This is a genomic window from Peptostreptococcus porci (assembly GCF_009695815.1).
Classification (GTDB): Bacteria; Bacillota; Clostridia; order Peptostreptococcales; family Peptostreptococcaceae; genus Peptostreptococcus; species Peptostreptococcus porci.
In genome coordinates, this window is the sequence record NZ_VUNE01000001.1 from 617,686 (window position 1) to 640,708 (window position 23,023).

A 23,023-nucleotide genomic window follows, 5' to 3' on the forward strand; every position below is an offset into this window, starting at 1 on the left:
AGGAAGTGGTTTATATGATAACACCTGATATTTTAGAAACAAAAGAATTTAAGAAAGGCTTTAGGGGATATAATGAAACAGAAGTAGATGAATTTCTTGATGAAGTAAAAGAAAGCTATGAAGTTATACTTAAAGAAAATGATGCTTTGAAGGAAAAGCTTGCAATGTATATGGATCAGTTGAGTAAATATTCTAGCATAGAAGATACTTTAAAAGAAACTCTTATAACTGCTCAAAGTGCAGCTGAAGATACTACGAATGCGGCGAATAAGAAGGCAAGAATAATAGTTCAAGAGGCTGAGTTGCAGTCAAAGCAGATGATTGACAAGGCGAATAATAAGGTCGTTGAAATAAGAAATGAATATGAATCCTTGGTAAAAGAGTTCAAAGTTTTTAGAATAAAATTCAAGTCACTGTTGCAGGATGAAATCAAAAATGTGGACGATATTTTTAGTGATATAGAAATCGATGGAGATAGCTTTAACAGAGCTACTACACCTGTTACTTTTGAAGCGACTGGAACGATGAGAATGGAAGTTTTAGAAGATGTTCAGGAAAAAGAGGAAATCAACAATGTTTCTAGTGAATCTACATTGGTTCTAGAACAAGACGATGACGTACCTAGCATGACAGGTTCACCCGAAGATATTTTCAACATAAAATAGAATAATTCACTTGTCGTCAAGTTATAATTTTTGTATATTTTTAAAATTTTTTGAAAATTTTAGAAAAATTTTATCAAAAATACTTGACGATTTTAATTTATTGCAATACAATATTATCTAACAAAAGAAAAAGCTATGACGAAGACAGTATCATATTTATAGTTTCGAGCGAGTCGGGTATGGTGTGAGCCGATAAATGATGAAATATGAGAATATCACTTCCGAGCAGAAGGCTGAAAATAGCAGTAAGCCGACCGGGTAGTTCCGATATGGACTGAAGAGAGCCTATATTATTTATAGGAACTAGGGTGGTAACGCGATTTTAACTCGTCCCTTGCAAATGCAAGGCGACGAGTTTTTTTATGAAAAAAGAGTTACTAAGATATATTTATTTTTAGAGAAGGAGAATCAGTATGGAAAAAGAATTTGTGTTTGAGCCACTTAATGATTGTGGTATATCGAAAGCAGAGGAAGACACTCTTAAAAGATGGAGAGAGGACAACATATTAGAAAGAGTATTGGAAAAGGGAAAAAATGATCCTACATATGTATTTTATGAAGGACCTCCAACAGCAAATGGTAATCCAGGTATTCACCATGTAATATCGAGAACTCTTAAAGACTGGGTTTGTAGATATAAAACTATGAGTGGTTATAAGGTTCCAAGAAAAGCAGGTTGGGATACTCATGGTCTTCCTGTTGAACTGCAGGTAGAAAAAGAGTTGGGACTTTCTAGTAAGAAAGCGATAGAAGAATACGGGATAGAAGATTTTTGTACAAAATGTAGAGAATCTGTATTCACATATGAAAAAAGTTGGCGAGAAATGTCTGAAAGAATGGCTTATTCAGTTGATTTGGATGATCCATATATAACACTAGACAATGATTATATCGAATCTCTTTGGTGGATTCTAGACAAGTTTAATAAAGAAGGGTTGCTTTATGAAGGTCACAAGATACTTCCATACTGTCCAAGATGTGGTACTGGTCTTGCATCACATGAGGTAGCACAAGGATATAAGGAAGTAAAGAGCAATACTTTGGTAGCAAAGTTCAAAAAGAAAGGAACTGAAAATGAATACTTCCTTGCTTGGACGACGACTCCATGGACATTGCCTTCGAATGTGGCTTTGACAGTAAATTCTGATGTTGAATACGTAAGAGCAAAAAAAGGTGACGAAGTATATTATTTGGCAAAAGTATTGGCAGATAAGCATTTGGGTGAAGGTGAATATGAGGTTCTAGAAGTCTTGAAAGGTAAAGATCTTGAATACATGGAATATGAACAACTAATGCCGTTTGTAGAAGTTGATGGTAAGGCGTTTTATGTGACTTGTGCAGACTATGTAACTGTTACTGATGGTACTGGTATAGTTCACTCTGCACCAGCATTTGGTGAAGATGACTATAATATGGGTAGAGCATATTCACTTCCATTTGTTCAGCCGGTTGATTCTGAAGGAAAATTTACTGCGACACCATGGCAGGGAAGATTTGTAATGGAAGATGGACTTGACGTCGAAATAATAAAATACTTGGCTGGCGAGAATAAACTTTACTCAAAAGAAAAAGTTGAGCATAATTATCCACACTGCTGGAGATGTGGAACTCCTTTGGTATACTATGCTAATCCTGGCTGGTACCTTGAAATGACAAAACTAAAAGACAAATTAATAGCGAATAATAACGGTGTAAATTGGTTCCCAGAATTTGTCGGTCAGGGTAGATTTGGAAACTGGCTAGAAGAATTAAAGGACTGGGCTCTTTCAAGATCAAGATATTGGGGTACTCCACTTCCTGTATGGAAATGTGAATGTGGATGTATTGAAACGATAGGTTCCAGAGCAGAATTGGCTGAAAAGGCGATAGAAGATATAGATCCTGAAACAATAGAACTACATAGACCATACATAGATGAAGTTCATTTGACTTGTCCTGATTGTGGAAAGCCAATGTCAAGAATACCTGAGGTTGCAGACTGTTGGTTTGATTCAGGAGCAATGCCTTTTGCACAATGGCATTATCCGTTTGAACATAAAGATGATTTTGACAAGTTGTTCCCAGCAGATTATATCTGTGAAGGTATAGATCAGACTAGAGGTTGGTTCTATTCATTGCTCGCAGTATCAACATTCGTTACTGGAAAATCACCATACAAAAATGTACTTGTAACAGATCTTGTATTGGACAAAGATGGTAAGAAAATGTCTAAGTCAAAGGGAAATACAATAAATCCATTTGAAATGTTTGATAAATATGGTGTTGATGCATTAAGATGGTACCTACTATACGTTTCTCCACCATGGACTCCAATAAGATTTGATGAGGATGGTTTGAAGGAAATAATGTCTAAGTTTATAGGAACGTTGAAGAATACATATAATTTCTTCACACTATATGCAAATACAGACAATCTAAACCCTACTGATCTCTTTGTTGAATACAAGGACAGACCGGAATTGGATAGATGGATGCTTTCTAAATTCAACAACCTTGCAAAGGAAATCGAAGAATATCTAGAAGTATTTGATGTAAATAAGGCGATAAGAAGAATGACTGAATTCTTGAATGATGATTTGTCTAACTGGTATATCAGAAGATCTAGAAGAAGATTCTGGGGAACTGAGTTAACAGAAGATAAGAAATCTGTTTACAATACAACTTACGAAGTATTAAATGGATTTGTGAGAATGGTGGCACCATTTGCACCATACTTATCTGAAGAAATGTATAGAAAATTAACTGGAGAATACTCTGTACATTGTGCGGATTATCCAAAATGTAATTCTGAGTTAATCGACGCAGAATTAGAAGCAAAGATGGATTTAACAAAGAATTTGGTAACATTGGGAAGATCTGCTAGAGAAAACTCAAAGATCAAGGTTAGACAGCCGATAGCAGAAGTATTGATAGATGGTAAATATGAGGATACAATATCTGATTTGGTAGAATTGATGAAGGAAGAGCTTAATGTAAAGGAAGTAGTGTTTGCGAAAAATCTTGATGAGTTTATGAATTTCTCATTAAAACCAAACTTTAAGGTTCTAGGACCAGTTTTAGGTAAGAATGTAAATGAATTTGCAAAAGTTCTTTCATCACTTGATGCACATAGTGTAGTTAACAAGTTGGAAGCTGGAGAAACTGTCAAGGTTGAAGTTGCTGGAAAAGAGTTTGAATTTGATAAAGAACAGGTTCTAGTAAATATAGAATCTAAAGAAGGTTTCAATGTCTCAATGGAAAACAATCTGTTCGTAATATTGGATACTACATTGACTGATGAGCTAATCAAAGAAGGTCTTGCGAGAGAATGTGTATCCAAAGTTCAGCAAATGAGAAAAGCCAGTGGATTTGAAGTTCTTGATAATATCAAGATCTACTATAATGGCGATAGTGAAGTTGAGGCTGCATTGAAAGATTTCGAAGACTATATAAAGACAGAAACTCTTGCGGTATCAATAGAAAAAGTTGATTCTTCAGATTTAGAGGTTCAAAACTTAAATGATCACGACACAGGTTTAAGGGTTGAAAAGGTAAAATAAAAAATATTTACTCTTTTGTATAGTAAATAAGGTTTTATTATAATATTGCTTACAAGAACAAAATAATAACAACAAGAAGTTGCTGACAATATTATCACTGATATAATAACGACATTGAATGAAGTGAAATATTGATTCAGCATCTTTTTGTTTGTGCATATTTTTTATTATTATAGTGAAAATTGTGTGGTATAATATTGATAAGTAGGAGGTGGTTATTATGAATAGATTTATAAATATTGATTCGAACTTGGATGCACTAAAGCTGAAGAGTATGGAAAAACACTTGTACGAAAATATTGGCGAAGACGAATTTATAATTCCTAAGGCGATACCTTTTAAGGGAATAAATACCGATATGCTGTTAATCAAGGATAACAAAATAGTTTTTATTAAATTTATGGACACCTCTGAAGAATTGTTTTTTGTTCTTGACGAAGAAATAATAGAAATAATGAATGAAGAGTACAACCAGCTTGTTGAGAATATGAAAAAAAATTACCCACGAATAAATTTTAACTATGTATTTGTTATGCCATACATTGATTCTATTGAAAATAAGTATAATAGAGATGAGTTTGTAGATTCTCATATTATTTTCGGTGAGTCAGCACGAGATGCTTTGCTATCATTTGACAGTATGGGGGAATATTTTTCACAAGAGAATGATGAGGTTCTTCTAACTATGTTTATTTCTAAAGTATGCACTGAGTATTTCACATTCACAAAGGGGCTGAATCTATCAAAAAATCTAAAAAAGTTGTCGTTTTCTGACGACAACCTAGATTATAAGATAGCTATGATGGATAAAGAGCAGATTGTGGACGTTTCCTCTGTAAATTATGGTAATCATTTGATACAGGGAGGATCAGGCGCTGGTAAGAGTTCGATTATGCTTGGAAGAGTAATAAAATTATCAAAAATATACCCACATCACAAGTTTTTGCTGTTGACTTATACGAAGCATCAGTATGTAAAATATAAGGAACAGCTGGAATTATTACAAGTAGATTCCGACAATATCGAGGTACATACTCTTAGCTCATTTGTCTTTAAGCTGGCAAAGATTTATGGACTTGTTATAGACTACAATTTATTTAAGAGGAATTATGATAAGGCTTTTAGCAATATCATGAAGCAAATTAAGAACAGCATTAAAAATAAGAGAGTGTTTAAAGGTATATTTGTTGACGAAGGCGAAAACTTTACCGAAGAGGAAATTGAGCTAGTGTATGAATTTCTTTATAAGACGAAGAGAATCTTCAATGTCAATTTTTGTAAAGCATATAATATAAACAATAATTTAAATATTTTCAAGTGCAGGTTAAAGGTACTTGATTTTGAGGATGAAAAGATATTAGTCAAAAACTATAGGCAATCAAAGGAGATTGTAGAATTTATAAATAAATATTGTGAGAATGCAAATAATTTTATTGCAGATATAAGAGGTAATTTGGCAACCGATGTATTTACAAAGACTAGTCCAGTATGGAGCTCGTCAAAAAAAGTGAATATTGTTAGAGTGGACGATTTGGATGATCAAATAAATTCGATAATATGGGAGGTTCAGCATTTGGTAAATGATTTGGGCTATTCATACAATGATGTTGCAATAATTTTCCCTTACAATAAAAAGAAATTAAAAAATGGTAAGATAATTTATTTTCAGTATATGCTGAGGAAGAGCCTTGAAGATGCAAATATAGAGTATATTCTACCAGATGAAGATATTACTGATATTACAATCAAGAGAGGCATAACTATTTCCAATATATATTCGGTAAAAACACTATCCTTTAAAGCAGTCGTTGTATGTGAATTAGAAATGCTGTATAATCATTATGTTGACTTCGATAAGCATGATTATCAGGTGAATGATTTTGTGGGTGACTTAAATAAGGTTTACACGGCGATGACTAGGGCTGAGGAGTCATTGAGTCTGATAGTGTCGTACACACCAGAAACAAGCCATATTATTAAACTAATACATAACAGTGAATTGGATATAAAATAATAAATTGATGGTATATAATAATAGAAAATAAAAAATTGAATATAAAAAGTATTTAATATAAAATATAAGAAAAATAATACTAAATCTAAAATGATACTAAAATAAAAAAATACGAACATAAAAATAGTACAAAAACAAATAAAAGCACTAGTTGTCAAACTGCGTTACCATTGTAATTTCGACTTCTAGTGCTTATGTTTTTTTATGAAAAAAGGAAAAAAGCAAACACAATTATTCCCAAAATTATTCTATATACACCAAATGCCTTAAAGTCGTGTTTCTTTATGTAGCCCATGAAAAATTTGATGACTACTACAGAAACGACAAAAGCAGTTAGAGATCCAACAAACATAATGAACCATTCAAATCCTGAAAAAGCAAACCCAGCCTTTAAAAGTTTTAAAAGACTTGCTCCTAGCATAGTAGGTATTGCTAGAAAAAATGAGAATTCTGCAGCAATAAATCTCGACGTTCCTAAAAGCAAGGCTCCTATTATAGTTGAACCAGATCTAGAGGTGCCAGGAACTAATGCCAATATTTGAAATACACCTATCAACAAAGCAGTCTTGTATGATAGATTACTGAATTTTGTTATCACTGGTCTTTTATGTCTTGATTCAATCCAAATCATTATTATCCCATAAATAATTAAAGCGGCAGCAACTACTGTCGGCTTGAAAAATACTGCATCTATTTTCTTTTCAAATAGTACGCCAATCACACCAGATGGTATAACGGCTATTAAAACTTTAATCCATAAATCCCAAGTTGCCTTTTTTGCTTTTGCATTTTTACTACTAGAAAATGGGTTGAGCTTATCGAAGTAAAGTAAAATAACAGCAAGAATTGAACCAAATTGAATTACTACCAAAAATGTATCAACAAATTTCTTATTTCCTGCGAGATGAAGAAATTGATCTACCAGTATCATATGTCCTGTACTACTGACAGGCAACCATTCTGTAATACCCTGGATTATGCCGAGTATTATCGCTTTTAAAATTTCTAACAATGTTTTACCTCCAATTCAAATTTTTGTATCAAAGTATAATATAACATAAAAAAAAGAGATTATCAACTTAAATGAACATAATTTCACAAAATAATTGTCTATAATTAACTTATCATTTGTTATTAATATATTAATAAATCTTATTTATTAGTAAAACTATTAATAATTAAGTTATTATAAAAAAGAATGAGATAAATATATTAATAGAATTTTTAAAATTTGCAATATATATATTGTAAAAAAATCATTTTTATATTATACTAAATACAGAATGATAGGGAGGTAAATATGTATACTGAGGTTGATACTACTATTTCATTTTTGGTAAAATCATTACCAACAATCTACAACAATTTTTACTTGGAGTACATCAAACAATTTATTCAAGACAAAGACATTAACAAAACTCAAATTAGGGCGATTACTTTTATTTACAACTATGGTTCGATAAGCATGACTAATTTATGCAGTATGCTAAATATCGAAAAAGGTAGTTTGACGAGTATGATTGACGATTTATCAGATAAGGGATATCTGGTAAGAATTAGAGATAAAAAGGACAGACGAAAGTTCAATATTGCTTTGACTAGAAAAGGTGAATTGCTTTCTGAAGATTTTATCGAATTACTGAAGGAATCATTGGAAGAACGAATTAGAAAAATAGATATTGATGATCTTGATTCTTTTATTGACTCTTTAAAAAATATTATGGGGGTTATGGAAAAATTTGAAAAAGATGAACAGTAAGCTTACGTTTTCTATGATTCAAAGAAATAAGCTGACCATTAATACGAAATATTGATGATCAGCTTTTTGATATAATAAATGATTTTTTATTTCAATTTTTTTTGTTATTATTTATTTCCAGCAGCTTTATAAGCTTCAAGACCTAATCTTAAGCACTCAGCAGATGCTTTTAAATCGTCACAATTTAAGATATACGCAAGTCTAACTTCATCTCTACCAAGTCCTGGAGTCGCGTAGAAGTTTTCTGCAGGAGTAGCCATTGTAGTAGCTCCGTTATGTCTGAATTCTTTCAACATGAAGATAACAAAATCTTCAGCATTTTCAACTGGAAGCTTAACTACCATGTAGAATGCACCTGTAGGTTTTTCGCAAACTACACCAGGTATTTTCATTATTTCTTCATATAGAGTATCTCTTCTCTTGCAGTATTCTTTATTTACTTCTTCTAAATAAGATTTAGGTGTTTTGTATAGCTCAGCAGCACCAATCATTTCTAGAGTTGGAACGCAAAGTCTTCCTTGGCAAAGTTTCAACACTTGAGCTATAAACTCTTTGTTTTTTGAAGCCAAAGATCCGATTCTAGCGCCACATGCAGAGTATCTTTTTGAAACAGAGTCAACAATTATTACTCTGTCAGCAACGTTTTCTAAGTTTCCGAAACTAGTGTATTTTAATCCATCATAAACAAATTCTCTATAAACTTCATCAGAAATTATCCATAGGTCTTTTTCTATAGCAACTTCAGCCAACATCTGCATTTCTTCAATTGTATATATAGCACCTGTTGGATTTCCAGGATTTGAAATTAGTATTGCTCTTGTATTTTCGTCAAGTGAAGCAAGAACTTTTTCTTTTGATGGAAGGTGGAATCCTTCTTCAGCCTTTGTAGTTATTGGTCTTATCTGAACGTCAACACTAGTGGCAAAACCATTGTAGTTAGTGTAGAACGGTTCAGGAACTAATATATTTTCTCCAGGGTTACATAAAGTCATCATAGCGAATAATAATGCTTCAGAACCACCGTTTGTAATCAGTATTTCACCTGACTCATAGTTGATATCATAACCCTTATAGTATTCGATCATAGCATTTACTAACTCATCAGAACCTACTGAATCGGCATATTCTAGAACAGATTCGTCGAAGTCTCTGACAGCTTTCATAAATCCTTCTGGAGTCTTTATATCAGGCTGACCGATATTTAAGTGATATACTTTAACCCCGTCTTTCTTTGCTGCTGTAGCAAATGGTACAAGCTTTCTTACTGGTGAAGCCTGCATTGAACCTACTCTGTTTGAAAATTTCATTTCATACCTCCATAAATTAACATTTTGAAAATAGTAAAGAAAAAATAAAAAACGTTTTTCCTTCATATTTTATAATATATCACATTTTTTTGTAAAAATAAATATAAAATAAATAAAAAACAATTGATTTTTTTAGTATATTAATAAGTGATAATAACCCAATACAGCTAAATGCTTAATTATTACAAGAATTCTGATAAATCAAAAAAATTTTTTAAAAAAAATCTTCTTTATTTAGATTAAAATCTGTAAAGTATGTTAATATATATATCATAGTAATAAATAATGTATTTGTATTTATTGTAGGAGTTTTATTATGAAAGAAATTAGAAAAGATGTAATGACAGGGGATATATCTATTTATTCGACAACTAGAAATAATAGACCACACGACAAAGTGAAGATAAATGCAACTTTTGAAGCTACAGGAGAGGAATATGTTGATAACTGTCCTTTTTGTAGGGGGAATGAGTCTTGGTGTGGTGTTCCAAAGGGCGAAATTATAAAAAATGGAAAATGGGTAGCGAGGTCAGTAGGCAATAAATTTCCAATAGTGGATATGACAACAAAAGATATTTTTGGTCAGCATGAAGTTTTGATTGAAACACATAGACACAACGGTAGCTTTTATAACATGAGTGATGAAGAACTTTGCGATTTTTTTAATCTTTTAGTATCAAGGTATAAAGAACTTAAAACCATGGATGATATTAAATATGTCAACATATTCAAAAATTCGCAAAAAAATTCTGGTGCATCGCTTTTGCATCCTCATACTCAGATTATATCACTTAATATAATTCCACCAGAAGTTCAAAAGGAACTTGATATTGCAGAGGATTACCATGCCAAAAACAAAGAGTCATTATACGATAATATTGTAAATGAAGAGCTAGAGTATGAGAATAGACTCATATTTGATGGAAAATATTTCATAGTATTTGTTCCTTATGCGACTAGATATAGTGGTGAAATAAGAATAGTGCAAAAAGACAAAACTGATTTTGATGAATTGTCTGAAGTTTATATTGATGAACTATCCTTTATAATTGGTAATTTGTTTAGAAGGTGGGGAGAATATCAAGGTGAAATACCGTTTAATATGATCATACACACTTCTCCAGTTGGCGAAAAGTATAGAGATATATATAGAACACACTTTCATATAATACCGAGAATATATAATTTCGGTGGATTTGAGTTGAGCTCAAATATTTTTGTTTGTAGCTCAGAACCAGATGAACTAGCAAAGGAATTAAAGTTTAATTTAAAAAGATAATTAAAGGGTAAAAGGAGAAAAGTTATGAAATTTATTTCGTGGAATGTAAATGGGATAAGAGCTGCCCTGCAAAAGGGATTTTTGGAATATTTTAACGATATTGACGCAGATATATTTGCTATTCAAGAAACCAAGTGTCAAGAAGGTCAAGTTGAGCTTGAAATAGAAGGCTACTATCAATACTGGAACTATGCAAAGAAAAAGGGATATTCAGGAACTGCGGTATTTACAAAAAAAGAGCCTTTAACAGTAGCCTATGGAATCGGAATTGAAGAGCATGATCAAGAAGGTAGAGTTATTACATGTGAATTTGATGACTATTACTTCATAACAGTATACACGCCAAATTCTCAGACAGAGCTAAAAAGGCTTGATTATAGAATGAAGTGGGAGATTGATTTTAGAGATTACCTTTTAGGTTTAAACGAGAGAAAACCAGTGGTAGTTTGTGGAGATTTAAATGTTGCCCACAAAGAGATTGATTTAAAAAATCCAAAAAACAATAGAAAAAATGCTGGATTTACTGATGAGGAGAGGGAAAAATTTACAGAGTTTTTGGAAAGTGGATTTATTGATACATACAGATACTTCTATCCAGATGCTGAAGGCGAATATTCTTGGTGGTCATATAGGTTTAATGCGAGAAAAAATAATGCGGGATGGAGAATTGATTATTTCTGTACTTCGAAAGATTTTGAAGATAGATTGTTGGATGCTAAAATTCACAATGACGTTATGGGGTCAGATCATTGCCCAGTAGAATTGAAAATAAAGTAGTGTTTATTATATTGAATCGTAATTCATAAAAATATTACAATAATATCTATATTTTTTTATTGAAAATTGATTAGTAATGTTATATAATAAATAGAAAAAATATGTATGCGAATAAAAAAATATTTTTTATAAAAATAATTCGTATTTCAGGAGGTTAGTATGTCGGAGTTATTGTATTACATAAAAAAGGACGAACATTCGTCTGATGCACTAGAAAAGATTCTTAGTGACAACAAAAATATTAAATTTGTTTCTCTTATGGGTGTCGATTTGGGGGGGAATGCTACTGACGAAAAAATTCCAGTTAGCTTATTTTTAGACGACATTGATTCTTTTTTAAATTCAAGTATTCAAACGGATGGTTCTTCTGTTGAATTGCATGATATAGCAACACTAAATAATGCCAAGGTAGATTTAATGGCAGACAAAGATGCGACATGGTTTGTTGACTATAATCACAACTTCTATGACGAAGAAACAGATAAACCGGTTGGAACCTTAAAGATTCCAGCATTCCTTATTCATGATAACAAGAAGGTTTGCTCCAGAGCGACATTGAAGAGAGCTGAGGAGCATTTCAAGCAAAGCATCCTAGATATTATCAACAAATATCCTCAGGTTTTAGACAACACAGATATAAATTCTCCTGAAGAAATAGAAAGCATAGGGCTGACATCTGCCACAGAGCTGGAATTTTGGGTTAATACTCCAGAAGACAAAGCAGATTTGGAGAAATTGTTCGTTTCTCAAAGTCTAAAAGAGCAATACTGGAAGAGAACACATGGTATAATCAGAACTTGTTTGGAAATGTGTTTGATTGAGCTTGAAAGATACGGACTTGAACCAGAGATGGCTCATAAAGAGGTCGGTGGTATACATAGCTCGATTAACAATGAAGGATCGACAAATCACGCCATGGAGCAACTTGAGATTTCATGGAAGTTCAACACTCCTCTACAGGCAGCGGACAATGAGTTGTTAGTTAGAGAGGTAGTATACGATATATTTGAATCACATGGACTTGAGGTAAGTTTTAAGGCAAAGCCGATTCATGGTGTAGCTGGAAGTGGGGCACATACTCATGTTGGAGTTAGTGCAAAGCTAAAAAACGGTAAATTTGTGAATTTATTTGCTCCAAAAAATCTTAGAGAAGATTATTTGAGTCCAATCGGATATGGGGCATTGATGGGTATATTAAAGAATTATGAGGTTTTGGCTCCAATCGTAACAAATACGAATGATGGATTTAACAGACTAGTTCCTGGATTTGAAGCACCTGTTTGTACAGTTACATCTCTGGGGCATTCATATGAGATACCGTCAAGAAACAGATCGGTATTGGTAGGTCTTATCAGAGATATTGAGAATCCAAAAACTTTGAGATTTGAATTAAGATCTCCAAATCCTCAGTCAAACAAGTACCTTGTAATATCAGGCTGCTACCAGACTATGCTGGATGGTATTTTAGCAGTAGTTGAAAATGGAAAATTCGATACAAAGGAATTGGAAAAGGAAATATCAAAGTCAGAGGAAGAAACAGGCTTTTATCTTGAAGAGGGAAGAAAGTATAGAGATGAAAACAATGTATTCGAATTCTACACTTTGGAAGAGAGAAATAAAATGTTCGGTATTCCACCAGCAACAGTATACGAGGCAATGTTAAATTTTGAGAATTATCCAGAAAAGCTAAAGGTATTGACTTGCGGAGATGTGTTTACAGAGAGTATCTTAACTTCCTTCAAGGCGGGATCTCTTGACAAATGGAAAAAGAAGCTTTCTTCAAGAATAATAGATAGAAACATTAGACTGCTTAGAACCTTCGTAAAGCTTCATACAGGCGAAAATATGGATGCTTTGGACGAAGTAATGTGGGATTCAATTGTTCAAATTAAATTTGACTTGATGAAGAACACGTTAAAAGGTCCTTCGATATATGGTATGATAAAAAATGCTATAGATCTCGGTAACTTTAAGGAAGCCTCTGATTTGCAGATAATTGCGAAGTCAAAAATGGAAGAAATCCAGCAGCTATATGTGAATTATAGAAAAAATATCTATTAAAAAATTAAAGTACATAAAAATATATAAAAATACATAAAAATACATAAAACTGAATTATCTAGTTGAAAATATTTGTTGAATACATAAAGGTAGAGTATCAGATGGCTATTATTCTGATACTCTACCTTTTTATGTTTTAGTTTTTTGGACTATATTGTTTTCAATTAGATATTGTATACTATATCGATGTTAGGTCTGATAAGAAAAGCTCGAACATTATGCCATCATTTCTGTCGAAGCTATCAAGCCCTGAAGTATATTCTACTGCTTTTTTTATAAAATCTGTAGCTACTGTAACAGCCTTATTTAGTTCAAAGCCTCTTGTAATCAACCCTGAGACTATTGATGTAAAAATATCTCCCGTTCCACTAAAGCTCTGTTTATTGTAAAAGTTACCTACTTTAAAGAATTCTTCGTTTGTAGCATTATAACAAACATTGTAAATTGTATCTTCTTCAATATATCCTGTGATAATTACAGTTTCGGGTCCTAATTTCGATAATTCTTTACAAATTTCGTATAGACTATCATCTGAAGTATATTTTTCATCAGCTTTTTTGCCGAGTAATAGATTTGCTTCGGTTAAATTAGGTGTGATCATATTTGCCATTCTAACAAGTTTTTTCATTTCCTCGACATCTTCCTGAGAAAAAATAGGGAATATCTCTCCAAGATCTCCTAATATGGGATCTACTATTACAAAAGAACTAGGATTAATCTTTATCAAATATTCAACAGATTTGATCTGCTCTAATGATCCAAGAAATCCACTGTAAATTGTATCGAAATTCTTACCTAAGCTGTTCCAAGTTTCAATGTATTTTTTCATGCTGTCTGTCAAATCTACAAATGTGTATTCGGGGTATCCGGTTTGGCTAGAAAGGACAGAGGTAGGTAAAGGGCAACATTGGCACTTTAGAGCAGAAATTATCGGCAAAGCAACTGTTAATGAACATTTTCCTATTCCAGAAATATCGTTGATACAGGCTATTTTTTTCTGCATATTGACCTCCAAATATTTTTTTCATATTCTATTGATAATGATACCATATAAAGTACTCTTTAACAACTTAATCAATATATTTTAATTTTAAATTGTATGATTGTTGTTGACTAATTGTCAAAAGTGTGTTATCTTAAGTAAAGATGAGTCACATAATTTTGTGGTGACTCATTATACTTTAGGAGGAAATATTTAATGAAAAACGGAGTAGTAAAGTGGTTTAACAATGAAAAAGGATTTGGATTTATATCTATTGATGGAGAAAATGATGTATTCGTACATTTCTCAGCAATCCAGGGAGACGGATTCAAGTCTTTAGAAGAAGGTCAGAAGGTTGAATTTGAAATCGTTGATGGTTCAAAAGGCCCTCAGGCAGCTAACGTAACAAGAATATAAGGTTGGATTTATTATAATATAGATTATTTTATAGAATAAATACATTAATAATTTTGGATTACAAATGCGAGGATTGGCTTATGCCAATCCTTTTCTCATATTAAAAATATATTAATGAAAGGCTGCTAACAAGTTTTGATATTTTAATGATAAAAATAAGGTTTGAGTTAAGGTACTGTGTTATACTGATTATAGAAAATATGTCATTTTATAGGATATATCTTAAAATGCTGAAAAATATCACAGTGTTTTATTCATTTTTAGAAATTGATAATTTATAAAGGAGTAAGTATGAATATTTTGTTTTTTTTAACACCAAAAAGCGAGGTCGTACACGTGTTGGACACAGATGAGATAAGAGAAGTATTGAGAAAGCTTAAGAGTCACAAATTCTCCTCAATACCCATATTGAACAAAGATGGGAATTATTTAGGTACAGTGAAGGAAGGAGATTTGCTTTGGTTTTTGGAATTAGCTCAAACATTTAGCGATACAGTACTTAATACGAATATTATGGAAATTCCGAGAAGGCTTACTAATGAAACTGTGAAAGTCGATACAAATGTAGAGGATTTATTTACTGCCTTGATTAGTCAAAATTTTGTTCCGGTAATAGACGATTCAAATATATTTATTGGTATAATAAAGAGAAGAGACGTTCTTTCATATGCTTGTATGAGATTAAAGGAAGAGTAGTCTACCTACAAAACTTATAAAGAAAACGCAAATAAAAGGGTATACCCTACATTCATTTTTCGTACGTAGAGAATGTGGGTATACCTTTTATTTGGGACTCTTATGAGTCAGCCCTTTTTTAAAATTCAACCAGTCAAAAAGATTGGTGTATGTATTTAGTTAAAAATTATTGCTTTGTAACAAGAATTGCTATTTTTCCTTCAGGATTATATGATACCTGTACTAGAGAATTTCTCTTAACCTTTACAAAATCTTCTCCACCGTATTTTACATCCAATTTGACAGGTTTCTTTCCCTGTTTAATCAATAAGACGTACTCATCTTTATTTTTCTTGTCTACACTTATTAAATTACCAACGTAAGGCAAAAATTCTTGATATTTTTGTCCTGCTTTTTTCATGTAGAAGTAAGCAGCTACTGCAACTAAAACGTCAGCTATTAATATACCCCACCATGGGACTTTTACGACAACACCTATTATCAAAAAAACTATTAGAAGAATAAAAAAAGGAGCTACTTTTTTCATCATCAGTTTTCCTATAATATCATTTGCTTTTTTTTCTGGTCCAGACATTGTTTTTTGTCTGGCATACTGTTCGGCGAATTTATCTCTTATGCCCATATAAGCCTCCAATCATTAATAATTATTAAAAATACCCTATTAATTTTATCATAAATATTATAAAATTAAAAGTGAATATTGAAAGTTTGGAGGTTACACCTTGAAAAAAATATTTGAAAGCATCAAGAACTTGTCTTGTTTGGAATTATATTTTAGACTTATATGCTTGGTTTTTTGGCCAATTTACTGGTATGATTGGATTGTCATAACAATACAGAACTATAATCGAATTCTGTTCAATATGTATTTTATAATGGATACGGTCTTTATTGTGTTTTTGGTTATAAAACGTTTTGTAAATGCAAAAGCAACCAAATGGTATTTTGGTTTTATGCTGACTACATCGTTGGCATACTTGGTTTCGTTATATAGTAATATGATTGTTCCAAGAGACGTTACTTTTTTATATATAAAAATAGTGCTATGTTTTTTGATGATTTTTTCGTCATGGAAGCTTATCAAGGTTGAGGAGAATGACATTGGGGTCGTGGGTGTGCTATCAGGGCTTCTGCTTTTGGTTTTGACCTACTTTTATTGATACCTATAGACATATTTGGAAAATAATGTTATTATTAGAGCATATGCAAAAGTTAATATAACGGAGGAAAATTATGACAGATACTAATTTTTTAGCCAAAATAGGCGATAAGATAATCACAAAGGAAGACATTGAGGCAGCAGTAAATAGTTTGGATCAATTCCAAAGAGCTCAATTTGACAATGAAGAGGGAAGAAAGAGAATATTGGCTGATTTGATTAATCAAGAATTATTCTATCTTGATGCAATTGAAAACAAGTTAGATCAGGACGAAAATTTCGTAAAAGAGATTGAATTGATTAAAGCCAATATGTTAAAGCAGTATGCTATTAACAAATTATTGTCTGCTGTTACAGTTGATGAAGATGAAAAACTAAAGTTCTTTGAAGAAAACAAGGAACAGTTTGTTGAAGAAGAAACTGCTACTGCAAAGCATATATTGGTTGACAATGAAGATTTGGCAAAGGAAGTTGAATCTAAAATAAACAAAAAAGAAATATCATTTGAAGATGCAGCAGTTCAGTATTCAACTTGTCCATCTAATATGAATGGTGGTGATTTGGGTACTTTTGGAAGAGGTCAGATGGTTCCTGAATTTGAAGAGGTAGTATTTACTATACCTGTTGGAAAGCTTTCTTCTCCTGTAAAAACTCAGTTTGGATATCACTTGATTCTTGTTACAGAAAGAACTGAACAGAAGCAAAGTGAGTATGAAGATGCAAAAAAAGATGTTGAAACATCTTTGATATACAAAAAGCAAGGAGAAGCATTTGTAGGAAAATTAGATGAATTGACAAATAAATACAAAGATATTCTTGTGATTAATAAAGGCGAATAGTATTAGGGCAATATTTTAAAATATTGTTATTTTAGAGAACTTGCACATTCATTTAGAAAGTATGAATGATGCGAGTTCTTTTTTTGTGAAGGTACATGCCTGTGAACACAGAGAAAATGTATATTTGTAAGAGGTGTGATTATCGATGTTTGTAAATGATATGAGGTATGTATATTTGTAAATGATGTGAGGAAAGCTATTATTTAAAATAGAATTTGTGGTATAATTAATAGTGATATTCTGCGTCAAATTAATATTATATTTAGATTTTTTTGATAATATATTATGGTGATGCTTTAATGATGAATAACTAGATTTAGAAAGCCGATCGTTAGCTTTTTTAAAAGAAAGGATATTTAGAAATATGAACAGGGTACTCAGTTATTATAAGAAGTATATCCTATATATACTATTGATGATAGTAGTTTTGATAGTTCAGGTAAAATTTGAGCTTTTGTTGCCTAAATATACATCCAATATCGTAAATATAGGAATACAGCAAGATGGTTTGACAGATTCCATACCAAAGGTGATGGATGAAACTACTTACGCAATGGTTCTTTCCTTATCTGAGGAAAAAGAAAAGAGCAGTATTGCAAAGTCATATGTGCTATGGCAACCAAAATCAAACGATAGTAAGAATAATAAAATAAAGCTTGAAAATAGCAACGTAAAAATGATTCCTGATGATAGACTCAATACAAATTATTATGTGCTAAAAAATGAGATAAATACTGATACTCTTGGTAAATTCATGAGTAACTCTTTGGTAAATTATGCAAAATATATTTCTTCAAGAGTAGAATCTTCTCAAAAAACGAGTTATCCAACAATCGAAAATGTAAAATCACTACCAGATTTTATGAAAAAACAGATTAGTATTAAAATTGTAAAATCAATTTATAAAAGAATAGGTATTGATGTTGACAAAATACAGAAAGATTATCTGTGGAAAACTGGATTATTGATGGTTATTTTATCATTGGTTACAGGTGGATTATCAATTGCAGTGAGTTATTTGAGTTCAAGAGTATCTGCTTCAGTTTCGAGGGACTTAAGAAAAGACTCATACAAAAAAGTTCTTACATTTTCTAATAATGAATTAAACAAATTTTCGATTGCATCATTGATATCTAGAGGAACAAATGATATTCAGCAGGTACAGCAATCCTCTGTGATGCTGTTGAAATTTATGTTCTATGGACCAATTATGGCAGTCGGTGCGTTGTACAACGTATTTAAACTTGATGTATCAATGGTTTGGATAATCGCCCTGTCTGTTGCAGTGACGATTACAGCAATAATAATCATTATGAGTAGAGCATTGCCAAAGTTTAGATATATACAAACTTTGGTAGATAAACTAAATTTGGTTACAAGAGAATTTATTTCTGGTATTGAAGTAAATAGAGTCTTTGGAACTCAGAAGTTTGAGGAAAAAAGATTTGATGATGTTAATTCAGATTTAACCAAATCGAACTTATTTATGAATAGGCTGATGTCGATACTTCAGCCTGCAATGATGTTTATCATGAATGGAACAACGCTTCTTATCATATGGATTGGATCGAAGCAGATAGATTCTGGTAACATTCAGGTTGGTGATATGATGGCATTTATTGAATACTCTATGCAGATAATAATGGCATTTTTGTTTATTTCTATGGTGTCAGTGATACTGCCTAGAGCGATGATTAGTGCAAATAGAATTGGTGAAGTTTTAAATACTGAGATATCGATAAAGGATGATGGAGAATTGACTAGAGTTCATAATCTAGGTACAGTTGAGTTTAGAGACGTTTCGTTTAAGTATGATGGAGCTGTAAAAAGTGTATTGGATAATATAAGCTTTTCAATAGATAAGGGGCAAACTCTTGGTATTATTGGCTCAACAGGGTCTGGGAAATCAACAATCGTGAATCTAATCCCTAGATTTTTGGAAGCTTCATCTGGAGAAATATTTATTAATGGAGAAAATATTAAAGATATATCTTTAAAAACTCTTAGAAATATAGTTTCGATTGTACCACAAAAACCTGTTATTTTCAGTGGTACGATTGCTTCGAATATAGAGTATGCCCAATCAGTTAGAAACAACAAGCGATTGATGATAGCATCGGATATCGCTCAATGTGACGAATTTGTGAATGAAAAAAATGATGGGCTTGAAAGCTTGGTATCACAAGATGGTTCGAATCTATCAGGCGGTCAGAAGCAAAGAGTTTCTATTGCCAGAGCAATTGATAGAGATTCGGAAATACTGGTATTTGATGACAGTTTTTCTGCACTGGATGCAAATACTGATAGAAAATTGAGAAAATCTTTAAAGAAAAATTTATATGACAAGACGGTAATAATAGTAGCGCAAAGGATAAATACTATTATCGATGCAGATAAAATAATCGTTCTTGATGATGGTAAAATAGTGGGGCAGGGAAAGCATGAAGATTTGATAAAGAATTGTGATATATACTATGAAATTGCGAAATCACAGTTGTCAGAGGAGGAAATTGAAAATGGAAAACAATAGAAAAAACTTCTCTAAAGCAAGAAAGAAAAAAAGAGAAAACGAGAATAGCTCTGTAAAATTTTTTGCAGTTATGAAAAGATTGCTTAAATACGCCGATGAAGATAGGATGAAAGTGCTTTATGTTTTTGTATTTTCGATTATTTCAACGGTATTTACTATTGTAGGACCCAAAATATTGGGAAATGCCACTACTGAGATATTCAATGGAGTAATCAGAAAGATAAATAATATTAATAATGGAATAGATTTTTCATATATATTGAAAATAGTATTGATTCTACTTCTGTTGTATGTAATAAGCTCTGTTTTCTCATACCTACAGTCATATGTTATGAGTTCAGTCGCACTGAAGATATCATATAGATTGAGGAAAGAAATATCAGAAAAATTTAATAGACTACCAATTTCGTATTATGATAACAACGAAAGAGGCGAGATAATTTCTAGAGTTACAAACGATGTCGATACGTTGAGTCAATCTCTAAATCAAAGCTTGGTTATGCTTATTACGTCGGTAATCACTGTTATAGGTGTTTTTATTATGATGTTGTCCATAAACCTAGTCATGACGATTTTTTCGTTGTTAATGATTCCTTTGATAATGATTGTGATGTCTATGGTAATTCGCAAATCACAGCATTTCTTCTCGTTGCAGCAGAAGTACTTGGGAAGAATAAATTCAAAAATTGAGGAGTCTTTTTCAGGACAAAATGTCATAAGAGGATATAATGCCGAAAAGTTTGAGCAGCTTGACTTTAACAAAACAAATAATAAGCTATATAATTCTGCATGGAAGTCACAATTCCTATCTAGTGTAATGATGCCGGTAATGGTTTTTATAGGAAACCTAGGTTATGTAATGATAGCTATAATGGGTGGATATATGACTATATCTGGAAAGATTGCTGTTGGTGATATACAAGCATTTATCCAATATATGAGATCCTTTACTCAACCATTAAACCAAATCGCTCAGATAATGAATATGTTTCAGTCGACAGTGGCTGCTGCAGAGAGAGTGTTTGAATTTTTAGATCAAAAGGAGCTGGATTTTTCAAGTACGGATACAATAGACGAAGATAAGTTTGAGGGTCATATTGAATTTAGCCATGTTGATTTTGGGTATGATAAGAATAAGATGATAATAAGAGATTTCAATTTGGATGTAAAGCCTGGGCAAAAAATTGCAATTGTAGGTCCAACTGGAGCCGGAAAGACAACTTTGGTGAAATTGTTGATGAGATTTTACGATATCAATTCTGGAAATATCTATCTTGATGGGAAAGACATATATTCAATAGATATAGAAAGCTATAGAAAGAATTTTGCCATGGTACTTCAAGATACATGGTTGTTTAGTGGAACGATAATGGAAAATCTGAAGTATGGAAACTTGTCTGCTAATGATGAGGATGTGTATAGAGCTGCAAAAGCGGCGTATGCTGACAGATTTATACTGACTCAGAAAAACGGATATGACACTGTATTATCAGAAGATACAAAAAACATATCTCAGGGTCAAAAGCAGTTATTGACAATTGCGAGGGCAATTCTTTCAAATCCTAAAATACTGATTTTGGATGAAGCCACTAGCTCAGTTGATACTAGAACAGAACAGATGATACAAAGGGCAATGGATAATCTGGTTAAGAATAGGACAAGCTTTATTATCGCCCATAGACTATCGACCATTAAGAATGCAGATTTAATATTGGTAATAAAGGATGGTAATATAGTCGAGTCTGGAACTCATGAAGAATTGATGGAAATGGGGAACTATTACAGGTCACTGTATAATTCTCAGTATGAAAATTTGGAGGAAATTAATTGATGAAGATAGATTGGAATAAAAAATATACAACCATCGCAATATACTCTCTTTTGGTAATATGCACAAGTATTTCGTTTTACTTGGCTGTTGTACAGTTTACAAAACTAAGCGAGTTGTTAAATTCTTTTTTTACAATATTAAAGCCTTTTATAATAGGTTTTTCAATGGCATATTTGCTTAATTTTGTTCAGAGCTTCTTTGAAAGAAATATTTCTAGAATTTCGAACGGAAAGATGAAACTAAAGGTGGTTAGATTTTTATCACTATTGGTGACGTATATTACAGTTTCTATAGTTATAGTTTTATTTTTCAAATTTGTCCTTCCACAAATTGCAGAGAGCATATCGATTTTGATTAGAGATTTTCCGATGATTGTCAATAATTTATACCATCAGATTGACAAATTTATCAGCAATGTTGATATTTCGCCTTCTGCCAGAGATGCAATAAACACTCAGGTCAATATTATTGGTAAGAAATCAATCGACTTTGCAACAAATTTCATGCCGTACTTTGCAAACTTTTTTGTGAATATTGTTAAGGGTGTATGGAATTTAGTTCTTGGATTGATCATTTCGATTTATATATTGGCAGATAAAGAGGGCTTCTATTGTCTTTGTAAGAAGTTTTTGTCTGCGATGCTTACGGATGAAAGAACTGATAGAATTTTGTATATTGTAAGGCTATCCAATGATATTCTCGGAAAATTTATCGTTGGGAAGATTATAGATTCTGCCATAATTGCTTTTATTACATTTATGGCATTATCAATAACAAATATGCCTTATAAGATACTTTTGACCTTTATAATTGGTGTAACAAATGTGATTCCGTTTTTTGGACCTTTCATCGGTGCTGTTCCATCGATATTTATCGTTTTATTTGTAGATCCTGTAAAGGCTCTTTGGTTATCGATTATCATACTGATAATTCAACAGTTAGATGGAAATGTAATAGGTCCGAAGATTCTAGGTGGCTCAATAGGGATATCATCGTTTTGGATATTGTTCTCACTATTGCTTGCTGGAAAATTTTTTGGAATTGTGGGAATGGTGCTGGGAGTTCCAGTATTTGCGATTATTCACACAATAGTAGGAGAAAATGTCAATGACAGGTTGATAAAAAAGGGTCTGCCAACGGATAAGAGAGAATACGAGAATAGATAGTG

18 protein-coding genes and 1 other annotated feature are annotated in these 23,023 nt (G+C 32.0%); of the genes, 14 read left to right on the forward strand and 4 right to left on the reverse strand.

Annotated elements, in window-relative coordinates; all coding sequences use genetic code 11:
* The first annotated feature begins 14 nt into the window (after positions 1 to 14).
* From FYJ71_RS02760 to FYJ71_RS02770, 3 genes are all read left to right on the forward strand, one after another.
* Positions 15 to 665 carry a DivIVA domain-containing protein gene (locus FYJ71_RS02760; protein ID WP_154537267.1) on the forward strand — a complete coding sequence of 217 codons (651 nt, stop codon included), beginning with the start codon at positions 15 to 17 and terminating at the stop codon, positions 663 to 665.
* Positions 666 to 791: 126 nt separating this feature from the next.
* Positions 792 to 1,003 (forward strand) — a binding site (T-box leader).
* Between the two features lie 75 nt (positions 1,004 to 1,078).
* Positions 1,079 to 4,204 carry an isoleucine--tRNA ligase gene (gene ileS / locus FYJ71_RS02765; protein WP_154537268.1) on the forward strand — a complete coding sequence of 1,042 codons (3,126 nt, stop codon included), beginning with the start codon at positions 1,079 to 1,081 and terminating at the stop codon, positions 4,202 to 4,204.
* Positions 4,205 to 4,424: 220 nt separating this feature from the next.
* Positions 4,425 to 6,218, forward strand: coding sequence for a UvrD-helicase domain-containing protein (locus FYJ71_RS02770; protein WP_154537269.1), 1,794 nt, complete (start codon positions 4,425 to 4,427; stop codon positions 6,216 to 6,218).
* 202 nt (positions 6,219 to 6,420) lie between these two features.
* Here the strand turns inward: FYJ71_RS02770 and FYJ71_RS02775 are convergent, their stop codons facing one another.
* Complete coding sequence (locus FYJ71_RS02775; RefSeq protein WP_154537270.1) at positions 6,421 to 7,230, reverse strand: undecaprenyl-diphosphate phosphatase; 810 nt, start codon at positions 7,228 to 7,230, stop codon at positions 6,421 to 6,423.
* 288 nt (positions 7,231 to 7,518) lie between these two features.
* On the opposite strand from FYJ71_RS02775, the gene FYJ71_RS02780 reads away from it, so the two are divergent.
* Positions 7,519 to 7,977, forward strand: a complete 459-nt coding sequence (locus FYJ71_RS02780; protein ID WP_154537271.1) for a MarR family winged helix-turn-helix transcriptional regulator — start codon at positions 7,519 to 7,521, stop codon at positions 7,975 to 7,977.
* A gap of 107 nt (positions 7,978 to 8,084) precedes the next feature.
* Here FYJ71_RS02780 and FYJ71_RS02785 read toward each other — a convergent pair whose 3' ends face one another.
* Positions 8,085 to 9,284 carry a pyridoxal phosphate-dependent aminotransferase gene (locus FYJ71_RS02785; RefSeq protein ID WP_154537272.1) on the reverse strand — a complete coding sequence of 400 codons (1,200 nt, stop codon included), beginning with the start codon at positions 9,282 to 9,284 and terminating at the stop codon, positions 8,085 to 8,087.
* Positions 9,285 to 9,600: 316 nt separating this feature from the next.
* Between FYJ71_RS02785 and FYJ71_RS02790 the strand changes: the two genes are divergently transcribed.
* The 3 genes from FYJ71_RS02790 (at position 9,601) to FYJ71_RS02800 (ending at position 13,401) form a co-directional block, all read left to right on the forward strand.
* Positions 9,601 to 10,563, forward strand: a complete 963-nt coding sequence (locus tag FYJ71_RS02790) for a galactose-1-phosphate uridylyltransferase (protein ID WP_154537273.1) — start codon at positions 9,601 to 9,603, stop codon at positions 10,561 to 10,563.
* 24 nt (positions 10,564 to 10,587) lie between these two features.
* Positions 10,588 to 11,340 carry an exodeoxyribonuclease III gene (locus tag FYJ71_RS02795; RefSeq protein WP_154537274.1) on the forward strand — a complete coding sequence of 251 codons (753 nt, stop codon included), beginning with the start codon at positions 10,588 to 10,590 and terminating at the stop codon, positions 11,338 to 11,340.
* 159 nt (positions 11,341 to 11,499) lie between these two features.
* Positions 11,500 to 13,401, forward strand: a complete 1,902-nt coding sequence (locus FYJ71_RS02800) for a type I glutamate--ammonia ligase (RefSeq protein ID WP_154537275.1) — start codon at positions 11,500 to 11,502, stop codon at positions 13,399 to 13,401.
* Positions 13,402 to 13,579: 178 nt separating this feature from the next.
* Here the strand turns inward: FYJ71_RS02800 and FYJ71_RS02805 are convergent, their stop codons facing one another.
* Entirely contained in the window at positions 13,580 to 14,404 is an 825-nt protein-coding gene (locus tag FYJ71_RS02805; protein WP_154537276.1) for a pyridoxamine kinase, read from the reverse strand.
* Positions 14,405 to 14,599: 195 nt separating this feature from the next.
* On the opposite strand from FYJ71_RS02805, the gene FYJ71_RS02810 reads away from it, so the two are divergent.
* Both FYJ71_RS02810 and FYJ71_RS02815 read left to right on the forward strand, forming a co-directional pair.
* The gene (locus FYJ71_RS02810) at positions 14,600 to 14,800 is read left to right on the forward strand and encodes a cold-shock protein (RefSeq protein ID WP_154537277.1); all 201 of its coding nucleotides are present in this window, start codon (positions 14,600 to 14,602) and stop codon (positions 14,798 to 14,800) included.
* A gap of 291 nt (positions 14,801 to 15,091) precedes the next feature.
* Positions 15,092 to 15,496, forward strand: a complete 405-nt coding sequence (locus FYJ71_RS02815; RefSeq protein ID WP_154537278.1) for a CBS domain-containing protein — start codon at positions 15,092 to 15,094, stop codon at positions 15,494 to 15,496.
* Positions 15,497 to 15,662: 166 nt separating this feature from the next.
* Here the strand turns inward: FYJ71_RS02815 and FYJ71_RS02820 are convergent, their stop codons facing one another.
* Positions 15,663 to 16,118: a hypothetical protein gene (locus tag FYJ71_RS02820; RefSeq protein ID WP_154537279.1), complete on the reverse strand. Its 456-nt coding sequence runs from the start codon at positions 16,116 to 16,118 to the stop codon at positions 15,663 to 15,665.
* A 100-nt stretch (positions 16,119 to 16,218) separates the two neighbouring features.
* On the opposite strand from FYJ71_RS02820, the gene FYJ71_RS02825 reads away from it, so the two are divergent.
* The 5 genes from FYJ71_RS02825 to FYJ71_RS02845 all read left to right on the forward strand — a co-directional run bounded on the left by FYJ71_RS02825 (position 16,219) and on the right by FYJ71_RS02845 (position 23,021).
* Positions 16,219 to 16,656: a hypothetical protein gene (locus FYJ71_RS02825; protein WP_154537280.1), complete on the forward strand. Its 438-nt coding sequence runs from the start codon at positions 16,219 to 16,221 to the stop codon at positions 16,654 to 16,656.
* A gap of 73 nt (positions 16,657 to 16,729) precedes the next feature.
* Positions 16,730 to 17,494, forward strand: coding sequence for a peptidylprolyl isomerase (locus FYJ71_RS02830; protein ID WP_154537281.1), 765 nt, complete (start codon positions 16,730 to 16,732; stop codon positions 17,492 to 17,494).
* A 364-nt stretch (positions 17,495 to 17,858) separates the two neighbouring features.
* Positions 17,859 to 20,024 carry an ABC transporter ATP-binding protein gene (locus FYJ71_RS02835; protein WP_154537282.1) on the forward strand — a complete coding sequence of 722 codons (2,166 nt, stop codon included), beginning with the start codon at positions 17,859 to 17,861 and terminating at the stop codon, positions 20,022 to 20,024.
* Positions 20,011 to 21,855 carry an ABC transporter ATP-binding protein gene (locus tag FYJ71_RS02840; RefSeq protein ID WP_154537283.1) on the forward strand — a complete coding sequence of 615 codons (1,845 nt, stop codon included), beginning with the start codon at positions 20,011 to 20,013 and terminating at the stop codon, positions 21,853 to 21,855. The genes FYJ71_RS02835 and FYJ71_RS02840 overlap by 14 nt, the downstream gene beginning before the upstream one ends.
* Positions 21,855 to 23,021, forward strand: a complete 1,167-nt coding sequence (locus tag FYJ71_RS02845; protein WP_154537284.1) for an AI-2E family transporter — start codon at positions 21,855 to 21,857, stop codon at positions 23,019 to 23,021. The genes FYJ71_RS02840 and FYJ71_RS02845 overlap by 1 nt, the downstream gene beginning before the upstream one ends.
* The last annotated feature ends 2 nt before the right edge of the window (positions 23,022 to 23,023 follow it).

What these genes read in the sequence shown, in the direction of transcription:
- FYJ71_RS02760 (WP_154537267.1), top strand. Translation starts at nt 15, where the DNA reads ATGATAACACCTGATATTTTAGAAACAAAAGAATTTAAGAAAGGCTTT.
- ileS (WP_154537268.1), top strand. Translation starts at nt 1,079, where the DNA reads ATGGAAAAAGAATTTGTGTTTGAGCCACTTAATGATTGTGGTATATCG.
- FYJ71_RS02770 (WP_154537269.1), top strand. Translation starts at nt 4,425, where the DNA reads ATGAATAGATTTATAAATATTGATTCGAACTTGGATGCACTAAAGCTG.
- FYJ71_RS02780 (WP_154537271.1), top strand. Translation starts at nt 7,519, where the DNA reads ATGTATACTGAGGTTGATACTACTATTTCATTTTTGGTAAAATCATTA.
- FYJ71_RS02785 (WP_154537272.1), bottom strand. Translation starts at nt 9,284, where the DNA reads ATGAAATTTTCAAACAGAGTAGGTTCAATGCAGGCTTCACCAGTAAGA.
- FYJ71_RS02790 (WP_154537273.1), top strand. Translation starts at nt 9,601, where the DNA reads ATGAAAGAAATTAGAAAAGATGTAATGACAGGGGATATATCTATTTAT.
- FYJ71_RS02795 (WP_154537274.1), top strand. Translation starts at nt 10,588, where the DNA reads ATGAAATTTATTTCGTGGAATGTAAATGGGATAAGAGCTGCCCTGCAA.
- FYJ71_RS02800 (WP_154537275.1), top strand. Translation starts at nt 11,500, where the DNA reads ATGTCGGAGTTATTGTATTACATAAAAAAGGACGAACATTCGTCTGAT.
- FYJ71_RS02805 (WP_154537276.1), bottom strand. Translation starts at nt 14,404, where the DNA reads ATGCAGAAAAAAATAGCCTGTATCAACGATATTTCTGGAATAGGAAAA.
- FYJ71_RS02810 (WP_154537277.1), top strand. Translation starts at nt 14,600, where the DNA reads ATGAAAAACGGAGTAGTAAAGTGGTTTAACAATGAAAAAGGATTTGGA.
- FYJ71_RS02815 (WP_154537278.1), top strand. Translation starts at nt 15,092, where the DNA reads ATGAATATTTTGTTTTTTTTAACACCAAAAAGCGAGGTCGTACACGTG.
- FYJ71_RS02820 (WP_154537279.1), bottom strand. Translation starts at nt 16,118, where the DNA reads ATGGGCATAAGAGATAAATTCGCCGAACAGTATGCCAGACAAAAAACA.
- FYJ71_RS02830 (WP_154537281.1), top strand. Translation starts at nt 16,730, where the DNA reads ATGACAGATACTAATTTTTTAGCCAAAATAGGCGATAAGATAATCACA.
- FYJ71_RS02835 (WP_154537282.1), top strand. Translation starts at nt 17,859, where the DNA reads ATGAACAGGGTACTCAGTTATTATAAGAAGTATATCCTATATATACTA.
- FYJ71_RS02840 (WP_154537283.1), top strand. Translation starts at nt 20,011, where the DNA reads ATGGAAAACAATAGAAAAAACTTCTCTAAAGCAAGAAAGAAAAAAAGA.
- FYJ71_RS02845 (WP_154537284.1), top strand. Translation starts at nt 21,855, where the DNA reads ATGAAGATAGATTGGAATAAAAAATATACAACCATCGCAATATACTCT.